A 10,929-nucleotide genomic window follows, 5' to 3' on the forward strand; every position below is an offset into this window, starting at 1 on the left:
TTCCTTAAACGTCGGCACCGCGCTCTACGCGCGGGCGAGGAATGCGCCACTTGCGGGGCTGGCTGGCGCGGGAAAATGCGTAGAATCCCAGGCCAAAGCCGGTGGCGGTGGTACCGGGGAACTTCTTGCGCACAGCATTATTAGCACGGCGGCCCAGCCAGATGCCGTCGATGGCGAAGATGAGGATGACCACCATGGCAATCGCATTGATGAGGTCGGCGATGCTGGGGGCGGCATAGGTCACGAAGACCACGACGATAAGGGCAAGCGCCATCGGCATGACCCATTCCGAAAGCGTGCGGCGGGCGTCGATCCAATCGCGCACGTAGGCGCGCTCTTCGCCCTGATCGCGGGCAGGGAGGAAGCGTGGATCGCCTTCAGCCATGCGCTCTTGGCTTTCGCGGTTGCGTTGGTTGCGTTCCTTGCGCTCCTGCTTTTTATATTCTTTCCACTCGTCCTTGCTCATGGACTTTTTGAGTTCCTTGCGGCGCTTGTAGCGCTGCGCATCGGATACCCCATGTGGATCGCGCTTCACGCCGCGCGCGATTTCTTGTTCCTGGCGCTTTGGCGTGGGACGACCCTTCGGAGGGGTATACCCCTTGCGGTGGGTTTCTTCCTGAACTTCTTCCTGCACGGGAGCAGGTTCAGGGGAGGTCTTGTCATCTTTTTGCCACGGAAGTTTCACGCTGATCAGACTACAAGGTTTCGCTCCCGAGAGGGGAATAGGCCCGCCCACGGCGTTGTTATTACTATGGGCTACCTTTTCCCTCCTCGTAGATGCGGGTAGGGTAGTGGCTACGCAACCAAGACACATTTGAGGAGAAGTGATGACCGCTCCAGTTTCCGAAACCGGCGTCATTCTGACCGAGGCCGCAGCCGCAAAGGCAAAGGGCCTGCTTGATCAGGAAGGCCGCGACGATCTCTCCCTGCGCATCGCAGTGCAGCCCGGCGGCTGCGCTGGCCTGCGCTACCAGCTCTACTTCGACGACCGCAGCCTCGATGGTGACAAGGTCGACGAGGTAGGTGGCATCAAGCTCGTCGTGGACAAGATGTCCGTGCCGTACCTTACCGGTGCCAAGATCGACTTCGCTGACACCATCGAGTCCCAGGGATTTACCATTGATAACCCGAACGCTACCGGCTCCTGCGCGTGTGGCGACTCCTTCAACTAAACCGAAGGATAAAGAAAGAGGGTGAGTGCTTCGCGGCACTCACCCTATTTTTATGTCTTTATGGCTCGGTGTAGAGCTTTACCCAATGCGGCCTAAAGCTTGACTGGGTAGTCGCGCTGCTCGATCTGCGGGTCGATGCGCTTTTCCACAAAGATGCCGTGCCAGATCATAAAGGACAGCACGGTCCACAGGCGGCGGGAGTGATCGGAGACGCCATCGCGGTGCTCCTTGAGCATCTCCAGAACTTCCTTCTTATTGAAGATGTCCTCCGTCTGGGAATCGTTGATGGTGTCCTGTGCCCAGCCGTAGAGCTCGTCGCCGGCCAGCCAGTGGCGCATGGGTACGGGAAAGCCCAGCTTCTTGCGGTTGAGGACGTGCGCGGGAACGATCTGTTCCATGGCCTTGCGCAGCGCGTACTTGGTGGTGCCGTGGGAAATCTTCAGATCGTGCGGAATGGATTCTGCGACCTTGAATACTTCTTTATCCAGGAATGGCACGCGCAGCTCCAAGGAGTTGGCCATATTGATCTTATCGGCCTTGACCAGGATGTCACCGCGCATCCAGGTAAATAGGTCAAGGTGCTGCATGCGGGCTACCGGGTCAAAGTCTTCCGACTGCGCATAGATGGGCGCAGTGACCTCGCGGTGATCCCACTCGCGCTTGGCCCATGGGATAACGCGCTGCATCTGCTCAAAGTTAAAGGACCGCGCATTGCCGTAGTAGCGCTCCTCCATGGTCATCGAGCCGCGGTTGAGCAGGGACTTGCCCTTCATGCCTTCCGGCAGCACGCGGGAAAGCTTGCCCAGGCCCTGTCGCAGGGGAGAAGGGATCTTCTCGAATGGTGCAAGCGACAGCGGCTCCTTATAGATGGTGTAGCCACCGAAGAGCTCGTCGGCGCCCTCACCAGACAGGACCACCTTAACGTGCTTACGGGCTTCTTGGGCCACGAAGTAAAGCGGCACGAGGGAAGGATCAGCCACCGGGTTATCTAAGTACCACATGATCTTTGGGATCGATTCGGCATATTCTTCCGGCGAAACGATCTTGACGATGTGCTCTACGCCGATAGCTGCCGCCGATTCCGCGGCCACGTCCACCTCGGAATAGCCTTCGCGCTCGAAGCCAGTAGTAAAGGTCAGCAGATCCGGGTTGTGGCGTTTGGCCAGGGTAGCGATGGCGGTGGAGTCGATGCCGCCAGAGAGGAACGAGCCAACGGTGACATCGGCACGCATGTGCTTGGCGACGGAATCCTCCAACGCTTCTGCAATGCGGTCAAAGAGCTGTTGTTCTTCGCCTTCTGGGACCTGCTGGACCGGGAAACGCGGCTTGAAGTAGCGCTCGGATACGACGTCCTCGCCCGGCTTCAAGGTGACCGTACAGCCGGATTCCACGCGGCGAATATTGGCGTGTAGGGATTCCGGTTCCGGTACGTACTGCAGGTCGACGTAGTGCTCAATGGCGCGGCGGTCAAGGTTGAGTTCTAGACCAATGTCTTCGGCCATCTCTAGGATGCACTTCATCTCGGAGGCAAAGACGGTGCCGGCGTCCGTGGTGGCATAGTAAAGCGGCTTGATGCCGAATTGGTCGCGCGCGGCAAACATGGTCTTGGTCTTGGTATCCCAAATAACGATGCCAAACATTCCGCGCAGGTGCTCGACGACGTCCTTGCCCCAGTGGTGGTAGCCCACCGCAATGGGTTCGCCATCACCTTCCGTATAGAAGGTATAGCCCAAGGCCTTGAGTTCTTCGCGGAGCTCAACGTAGTTGTAGATCTCGCCGTTAAAGGTAAGGGCATACCGCTCTGGTTCATCCTCGGGACCCCAGCGCAGGGGCTGGTGGGAATGTTCCAAGTCGATAATGGACAGGCGGTTAAAGCCGAAGGCGGCGTCGCCATCATGCCAAGTACCGGCTGCATCCGGTCCGCGGTGGTGCATGCAAGGAAGCGACCGCTCGAGCGCGTCGACATATTTGTCCACGTTTCCGGTGGCCGCGAGCATGCCAAGAAGTCCGCACATGTAAAGATAGCTCCTTTTAATTAAGCGACTAGTGCTCGTTGTTCTACTTTACGGTGCGTGGTGTGGAAACCAGAAAGCGCCACGGCTTGGAGGAAGCTGCGAAAAAGCTTAAATCAAGCTTCCCCGTAAGGGTGCGAACTTTCGGATGATGACTGGAATAGTTCCTTGTGAGTTAAAGCACATGGTGAAGGCGCGGACTGGGGGTACGGTTGGAACATTGTGCAGGTGGGGCGGTAACCTACTGAAACGTGGATATAAATTGAGCGCGCTGGGTCTCCCTTAAAGCTTCAAAAAGGCTGGGAACCAAGTATTTATCCATTATTCTGATTGGGTAAGGGTGCTCTGTGAGTATTCGAGAAGTTTGTGTGGACAGAAAGGCAGAACACACGTGGGACAGCGTAATAAGCGCACCTTCGCCCGTAAGGCGGGCGTAGCTGGCGCACTTGCCCTAGGCGGTCTCGCCCTGGCTGGTTGTGACGTTCAGGCGCCAACTGCTGTAGAGAACCTCCTGGGATTTGGTTGGCCAAAGGGTATTACCCCTGAGGCTGAAGCAATGTACAACTTCTGGATCTGGGTCTGGGTTGCAGCTTGGATTGTTGGCTTCATCATGTGGGGCCTATTCCTTACTGCAATTTTCCGCTGGAGCGCGAAGAAGGCGAAGCGCGATGGCAAGGGTGAATTCCCGCGCCAGACGCAGTACAACGTGCCATTGGAAATGGTATTGACCATCGTTCCAATCCTGATCATCATGGCCTTGTTCTTCTTCACGGTGCAGACCCAGCAAAAGGTCACCGCATTGGATAAGGATCCAAAGGTGGTTGTCGACGTCACTGCATTCCAGTGGAACTGGAAGTTCGGCTACGCCGAGAACCGCGTCAATGGTGAGAACTACAACGGTGCGGACGAAGCGCGCCAGGCCGAAGCGGAAAAGACCGCCCATGACCCTGAAGGCGTGGATAACCCCAACCCAATTCACGGTAAGTCCAAGGGCGACCTTTCCTACCTCAACTACAACAAGATTGAGACCGTAGGTTCCACCGAGGAGGTTCCGGTTCTGGTTCTTCCTTCCGATACCGCAATCGAGTTCCGTTTGGCTTCCGCTGACGTTTCTCACGCATTCTGGGTTCCGGAGTTCTTGTTCAAGCGCGACGTCTATGCACACCCTGAATCAAACGCTCAGGAGCGCAGCTTCCAGGTCGAGTCGATTGATAAGCAAGGCGCCTTTGTTGGCCGTTGTGCCGAGATGTGCGGTACCTACCACTCCATGATGAACTTTGAGATTCGCGTTGTCTCCCCAGAGGACTTCAATGCCTACATGGACTTCCGCGAGAAGAACCCGAATGCCACCAACGCTGAGGCGTTGAAGGAAATTGGCCAGGATCCGTACGCAGTTACCACCCACCCGTTCTCCGGCGAGCGTGACACGGCCGATGGTGACAACTACGTCAAGACCGCGGCATAAGAGATAAGGACATTACACAATGCGTGCAACATCGAAAGTCTTTTACTCAATCGCGACTTACCTTTTCGTCTCGCTGATTGTTTATATCTTTGGCGTCACCCTCGTGAAGGATGATGGTTACCTCTACGGCGCCGAGTGGGTTGGCATCGTAGGCATGTTCCTCTCCGTCATGCTCTGCCTTATGCTGGGTGGCTACCTTCACTTCACCGATAACCGCAGCGACGTTCTGCCGGAAGACTGGGAAGAAGCAGAGACCGAAGACTCCGCTGGTATCTTGGGTTTCTTCTCCCCGAGCTCCATCTGGCCACTGGCCATGGCAGGTTCCATCGGATTCTTGGGCCTTGGCGTCATCTTCCTGTACTACTGGCTCATCGCCTTGGGCGCTGTCTGCTTGATTGCAGCCTGTGCCGGCCTGTCCCTGCAGTATGGCCTGCCTAAGGAAAAGCACTAGTACATATCTAGTCGCAACCACTGCCTAAACTTCTCAGCCCTCCTCACCACACCACGGTGGGGAGGGCTTTGGCGATCCTCGTCGTAAACAAAATAGGAAAGTTCCCGAGAATCCAGAACTTTTTTAGGGGAGGGGGAGAGCGGATGCGCCCAGGTTATAAGTGGGCAGCAAAGGCGCATCCCAGCACGTAAACCCCTATTTCTGCGGGGGTCATCCGAAAGTTGCAAACGGGCAATTTTCCCCGAAAACCGCCGTGTGATTTATCTCTCTAAGAAAATTGTCCAAATCGGTTGCGAATGAAGGATGGATCGTCGTGATTCGAGCAGACAAAAAGGTAGTGATCGTGGCTATAGATGAAGTTTAAGTGTGTCACCTGCGTTGATGTCTCGTCGGAAAAGAATACAAAAAGTTCCCTGGTAATTAATCTTGGTAGGCCACAAGACATTCCTTATCGGTAGCTGGCGATTTGGTGAGAACCGAATGGCGGAAGCGGGGGGAATTGAAGTGACTTTAGAGTCTAGAACAGCCATAATTACCACTGTGACGAGCGTAGTTTCTAACCAAGGTATGACAGCACCACGTGTTGCCTCGCTGAACCGACCCAATATGGTCAGCGTGGGCACCATCGTGTTCCTGTCTCAGGAATTGATGTTCTTTGCCGGACTGTTCGCGATGTGGTTCACCTCGCGAGCGAACGGCCAGGAAGGCGATTGGGCAGAGCACACTGCCCATATCAACCTGCCAATGGGCTTTCTCATTACTGCAGTGTTGATTTCTTCCTCCGTGACCTCGCAGTTCGGCGTGTTTGCCGCAGAAAGGGGTGACGTTTACAAGCTTCGACTCTGGTACACCATCACGCTGGTATTGGGTGTTGTCTTCCTAGGCATCATGGCGTTTGAGTGGGCTGAGTTGATTCACGCAGGCGTGACGGTACAATCCAGCGTCTTTGGTTCGGTGTTCTACATCATCACCGGCTTCCACGCTGCGCACGTAACCGCCGGTTTGATTTCCTTTGCAATCATTCTGGCGCGTATCGCTAAATCTAAATTCACGCCGGCACAGGCTACTGCCGCCATGGCAGTGTCCTACTACTGGCACTTCGTTGACGTTGTGTGGATCGGTGTGTTCACCGTGATCTACTTGATTCAGTAGTGTCGGCGAACCTCTCCCCAAAACAGTCCTCCCGTGTTCGAGTTATCTAAAGGAAAATGATGGATAACAATTCGCAGTCCGAGGCAGTGGAGCAGACCACTGCCACGGCTAAGAAGACCCGCCGTCGCCGCAAGGCGAAGCGCACCCTCGCAGGTGGTTTCGCTTTGGCCATCGGTTTGACCGGCGCTGGCGTCTTGGCCTCTGCCTTGACGCCTGACGCTCAGGTCGCTACGGCGGAAAAAGATGACCAAGCCCTCGTTCAAGAGGGTAAGGACATCTATGACACCGCTTGTATCACTTGCCACGGTGCCAATCTGCAGGGCATCGAAGACCGTGGTCCCTCTCTCGTAGGTATCGGTGCTGGCTCGGTGTACTTCCAGGTTCACTCCGGCCGTATGCCGATGATGTCCAACGATGCTCAGGCAGAGCGCAAGGCTCCGCGTTACACCGAGCAGCAGACCTTGGCGCTGGCCGCTTATGTCGCAGCTAACGGTGGCGGCGCGGACATCGTCTACAACGACGATGGAAGCATCGCTCAGGAATCCCTACGTGGCGCTAACTACAACGGCCAGATTCAGGCCGAAGACGTTGCTAAGGGTTCCGAGCTGTTCCGCATGAACTGTGCATCTTGCCACAACTTCACCGGCCAGGGTGGCGCACTTTCCTCCGGTAAATACGCTCCTGAGCTCGCACCTGCTAACGAGCAGGAGATCTATCAGGCAATGTTGACCGGTCCGCAGAACATGCCAAAGTTCTCTGACCGCCAGCTGACTGCAGACGAAAAGAAGGACATTATCGCCTACTTGAAGTCTGCAGAAGAGACTCCGTCTCCAGCCGGTTGGGACCTTGGCGGTCTCGGCCCAGTGGCTGAAGGCCTGGCAATGTGGATTATTGGTATCAGCGCCCTGTGCGCCGCTGCTATGTGGATTGGATCGCGCTCATGAGCAATGTGAAAAAGAATTACACTGACGCAGAGCTCGATAAGATGAGCAATGATGAACTTGCTGCACTTGGTACCGAGCTCGATGATGTCACCGTAGCGTTCCGTAAGGAGCGCTTCCCGGTTGAAGGTGACCCCGCAGAAAAGCGTGCGGGGCGCAACGTCGCCATTTGGCTGGCAATCTCCGTTATCGGCGGCTTGGGCTTCTTGGGTGTTTACCTCTTCTGGCCTTGGCAGTACAAGCAGCTAGGGGAGGACGGCCTTGTATGGCACACTCTCTACACCCCGCTGCTTGGTATTACCGCCGCACTGTCCATTTTTGGACTCGGCTTTGCCATCGTGCAGTACGTCAAGAAGATTCTGCCGGAAGAGATTTCAGTGCAGCGTCGCCACGATGGTCCTTCGGAAGAAGTTGACCGTCGTACTCTTACCGCTCTTTTGAACGACTCGTGGAAGACCTCCACGCTCGGTCGCCGCAAGACTATCCAGGGTCTTCTCGGTGGAGCCGGTGTGCTCTTCGGCTTGACGGTTATCGCACCGCTCGGTGGCGCAATCCGCAACCCATGGAAGGTACGTCACGAGCTGAACTACGCCGGTGACGGCACGCTGTGGACCTCCGGTTGGACGTTGCACGAGGAGGGCGTCAAGCTTTACCTCGCGCGTGATACCGGTACCATTGCTGAGAAGCACTCCGGTGAGTCCGGCGAGCACTACACCACCGAAGGCGTTACCCGCCTCGTGCGCGTTCGCCCAGAGGACTTGGCCGCCGGCGGCATGGAGACCGTCTTCCCGCTTGCGGAAGAAGACGTTAATGACGGTGATCAATACGACGCTAAGCGCGACGTATACGAAAACCACATGCACTCCATCCATGGCAACCGCAATGCGGTGATGTTGATTCGTCTGCGCCACTCCGATGCGCAGAAGGCAATCGAGCGTGAGGGACAGGAAGACTTCCACCACGGCGATTACTACGCCTACTCAAAGATTTGTACTCACATTGGTTGCCCAACTTCGTTGTACGAGGCACAAACCAACCGAATCCTGTGCCCCTGCCACCAGTCGCAGTTCGACGCATTGCACTACGGTAAGCCGGTCTTCGGCCCGGCTGCTCGTGCTTTGCCACAGCTGCCTATCACGGTGGACGACGAGGGCTACCTTGTTGCAGAGGGCAACTTCATTGAGCCTGTCGGTCCGGCATTCTGGGAGCGTAAGTCATAATGAGCAATAAACTCGCCCAAATGGGCAACAACATGGACGAGCGCTACAGCGCCGCCGGCGTGCTAAGGACGCAGCTGAACAAGGTCTTTCCGACCCACTGGTCCTTCATGCTCGGTGAGATGGCGCTGTACAGCTTCATCATTCTTCTACTAACCGGTACATACCTGGCGCTTTTCTTTGACCCTTCTATTACGAAGGTCATCTATGACGGCACCTACGCACCGCTGAACGGCGTTGAGATGTCGCGCGCCTACGCAACGGCCCTTGATATTTCCTTCGAGGTACGCGGCGGCCTCTTTGTCCGCCAGATGCACCACTGGGCAGCACTACTGTTCATGATGTCGATGGTTGCGCACATGCTGCGCATCTTCTTCACCGGTGCTTTCCGCCGCCCGCGCGAAGCCAACTGGATTATTGGTTGCACCCTTATCCTGCTGGGCATGATCGAGGGCTTCCTCGGTTACTCCCTGCCGGACGACCTGCTTTCCGGTGTTGGTCTGCGCATTATGTCCGCCATCATCCTGGGTCTGCCGATCATTGGTACCTGGCTGCACTGGGCCATCTTCAACGGCGACTTCCCGTCCGACTTGATGCTGGACCGCTTCTACATCCTGCACGTGCTGGTCATCCCTGGCATCATTCTGGGCCTCATCGCGGCCCACCTGATCATGGTGTGGTTCCAGAAGCACACCCAGTTCCCTGGACCGGGTCGCGCAGAGAACAACGTGGTTGGCGTCCGCATTATGCCGGTCTTCGCCACCAAGGCAATTGGTATGGGCATGATGGTCGCTGGCGTGCTGGCTTTGATGTCCGGTGTGCTGACCATCAACGCCATCTGGCTGCTTGGTCCGTACAACCCGTCACAGGTGTCTGCAGGTTCCCAGCCCGATATCTACATGCTCTGGACAGACGGTGTGGCTCGTGTCATGCCTGCTTGGGAGCTGTACCTGGGCAACTACACGATTCCTTCCGCTTTCTGGGTGGCGCTGTTGTGTGGCCTGATGGTCGTGCTGCTTATTACCTACCCATTCTTGGAGAAGAAGTTCACGGGCGACGACGCGCACCACAACCTTTTGCAGCGTCCGCGTGACGTTCCTACCCGTTCCGCAATTGGTGCAGCAGCAATCGTGTTCTTCCTGCTGGTCACCTTGTCCGGTGGTAACGACCACGTTGCGCACTTCTTCCAGATTTCGCTGAACGCGATGACCTGGGTCGGACGTATCGGCCTGATTGTCCTGCCACCGATTGCCTACTTCATGACCTACCGCATTTGCGTTGGTCTCCAGCGCTCTGACCGCGAGGTGCTCGAGCACGGTATCGCTACCGGTGTCATCAAGCAGCTGCCTAACGGTGCCTTCATTGAGGTCCACCAGCCGCTCGGCCCGGTTGACGAGCACGGTCACGCAGTACCGCTTGAGTACGCAGGCGCTCAGGTGCCGAAGCAACTTAACCACCTCGGTTACGCTGACTCCGAGATTCAGGGCACCTTCAGCCCGGATGATCCGGAACTCATGCGCCGTGTTCACGAGATTCACGAGGAGAACCACGAAGAGGAAGCGGAGATGTTCCGCCGCCTCAACGAGGCTAACCGTCGTGATGACGAGGAGAACGGCCGCATCTAACCTTTCCTTGGGTTAGCTCGATACACGCTCACAAACGAGCCCGCTAAGCCACCAGTACTCGGTGGCAAGCGGGCTCGTTTCAGTTTTAGGGGCCGTTGTATACGGCTGACAACAACTGTCCTTTTACTGTTGTAGGTCTAAGGAGCCATACTCGGGCGGGGTGCCTAGGCAGGCCCTGGCTTACTGTAATGGCGCCCTATAGCTAGGAAACTGCGCACCTGATGCATGGGCTGCAACCGCAACTCCTTGATGAAAAGTGCGCCGGCACGGAAGTCTTGTTTCGGGATGCTAGGAAACAGCGGGGCCTGGGATTGCAGGATATGCAGGAGCGGACATCATCTAGCTGAGCAAATGGGCTGACAAACCGTCCTTACGGGGGGGAGACGGATTGCCCGACCGTAGGGAAGGGCAGTAATTCAGCTAGCAACGAGGTAGCAACCGTAGGAACGCCTAGGTGTCTCGCAGCTTAGTACTACTGGATAACGTGATGATGGTGTTCAAACGAGCCTCTTATCTGGGTTGCTGTTGGCCAGTTTGGTCCAGATTGCCCGAAGGTTGACTGCGCACCTTTCAGTGCCGACAGTGCTATTCAGGGACATCGTCGGGAGGCGTGACCGATGGTTCACTGCTTTTGGAATTCTCAACCGATTCCTCATCGCTGATGGAACTCCACGTTCTTCACGCGTATAGCTGCTTTCGATAAGATGGCGCGATCAGCCTTGAAGTGTCTCAGGTTTTGTTCCGTTTGAGTAGATGGGAAAATCGGGAACATGCCAAGAAAATTTGACCAGGATGCAAAGGACCGTGTGGTCCGTCTGGTTGCGTCCAGTAGCGTGGTGTATCTGTAACTGACGGTGGGCCCCTTATGAATGAGGCTGGCGACCACCGTAGTAC

The 10,929-nt window shown here is 56.3% G+C and carries 9 protein-coding genes; 7 read left to right on the forward strand and 2 right to left on the reverse strand.

The annotated features are described in order from the left end of the window. Positions 1 to 4: 4 nt before the first annotated feature. A complete protein-coding gene (locus tag QP891_RS08890) occupies positions 5 to 685 on the reverse strand; it encodes a DUF3043 domain-containing protein (RefSeq protein WP_284769487.1) in 681 nt (226 codons plus the stop codon). A gap of 142 nt (positions 686 to 827) precedes the next feature. Between QP891_RS08890 and QP891_RS08895 the strand changes: the two genes are divergently transcribed. Continuing rightward, a complete protein-coding gene (locus QP891_RS08895) occupies positions 828 to 1,172 on the forward strand; it encodes a HesB/IscA family protein (protein ID WP_005283948.1) in 345 nt (114 codons plus the stop codon). Between the two features lie 92 nt (positions 1,173 to 1,264). Here QP891_RS08895 and asnB read toward each other — a convergent pair whose 3' ends face one another. Continuing rightward, a complete protein-coding gene (gene asnB, locus QP891_RS08900) occupies positions 1,265 to 3,187 on the reverse strand; it encodes an asparagine synthase (glutamine-hydrolyzing) (protein ID WP_284769488.1) in 1,923 nt (640 codons plus the stop codon). Positions 3,188 to 3,575: 388 nt separating this feature from the next. Here asnB and ctaC point away from each other — a divergent pair, with 388 nt between their 5' ends. The 6 genes from ctaC (at position 3,576) to qcrB (ending at position 10,035) form a co-directional block, all read left to right on the forward strand. Further along, on the forward strand, positions 3,576 to 4,649 hold the full coding sequence (ctaC, locus tag QP891_RS08905; RefSeq protein ID WP_284769489.1) for an aa3-type cytochrome oxidase subunit II: 1,074 nt from the start codon (positions 3,576 to 3,578) through the stop codon (positions 4,647 to 4,649). Positions 4,650 to 4,668: 19 nt separating this feature from the next. Beyond that, a complete protein-coding gene (gene ctaF / locus QP891_RS08910; protein WP_284769490.1) occupies positions 4,669 to 5,100 on the forward strand; it encodes an aa3-type cytochrome oxidase subunit IV in 432 nt (143 codons plus the stop codon). A 540-nt stretch (positions 5,101 to 5,640) separates the two neighbouring features. Further along, positions 5,641 to 6,252, forward strand: a complete 612-nt coding sequence (gene ctaE / locus QP891_RS08915; protein ID WP_369707792.1) for an aa3-type cytochrome oxidase subunit III — start codon at positions 5,641 to 5,643, stop codon at positions 6,250 to 6,252. Positions 6,253 to 6,308: 56 nt separating this feature from the next. After that, positions 6,309 to 7,196: a cytochrome bc1 complex diheme cytochrome c subunit gene (gene qcrC / locus QP891_RS08920; protein ID WP_284769491.1), complete on the forward strand. Its 888-nt coding sequence runs from the start codon at positions 6,309 to 6,311 to the stop codon at positions 7,194 to 7,196. Then, a complete protein-coding gene (qcrA, locus tag QP891_RS08925; RefSeq protein ID WP_284769492.1) occupies positions 7,193 to 8,413 on the forward strand; it encodes a cytochrome bc1 complex Rieske iron-sulfur subunit in 1,221 nt (406 codons plus the stop codon). The genes qcrC and qcrA overlap by 4 nt, the downstream gene beginning before the upstream one ends. Further along, positions 8,413 to 10,035 (forward strand): cytochrome bc1 complex cytochrome b subunit, encoded by a 1,623-nt coding sequence (gene qcrB, locus QP891_RS08930; protein WP_005278357.1) that lies wholly within the window; start codon positions 8,413 to 8,415, stop codon positions 10,033 to 10,035. The genes qcrA and qcrB overlap by 1 nt, the downstream gene beginning before the upstream one ends. Positions 10,036 to 10,929: the final 894 nt, after the last annotated feature.

The sequence above is a fragment of the Corynebacterium sp. MSK310 genome, from assembly GCF_030227355.1.
GTDB lineage: Bacteria > Actinomycetota > Actinomycetes > Mycobacteriales > Mycobacteriaceae > Corynebacterium > Corynebacterium rhinophilum.

What these genes read in the sequence shown, in the direction of transcription:
- qcrA (WP_284769492.1), top strand. Translation starts at nt 7,193, where the DNA reads ATGAGCAATGTGAAAAAGAATTACACTGACGCAGAGCTCGATAAGATG.
- qcrC (WP_284769491.1), top strand. Translation starts at nt 6,309, where the DNA reads ATGATGGATAACAATTCGCAGTCCGAGGCAGTGGAGCAGACCACTGCC.
- qcrB (WP_005278357.1), top strand. Translation starts at nt 8,413, where the DNA reads ATGAGCAATAAACTCGCCCAAATGGGCAACAACATGGACGAGCGCTAC.
- QP891_RS08895 (WP_005283948.1), top strand. Translation starts at nt 828, where the DNA reads ATGACCGCTCCAGTTTCCGAAACCGGCGTCATTCTGACCGAGGCCGCA.
- ctaF (WP_284769490.1), top strand. Translation starts at nt 4,669, where the DNA reads ATGCGTGCAACATCGAAAGTCTTTTACTCAATCGCGACTTACCTTTTC.
- asnB (WP_284769488.1), bottom strand. Translation starts at nt 3,187, where the DNA reads ATGTGCGGACTTCTTGGCATGCTCGCGGCCACCGGAAACGTGGACAAA.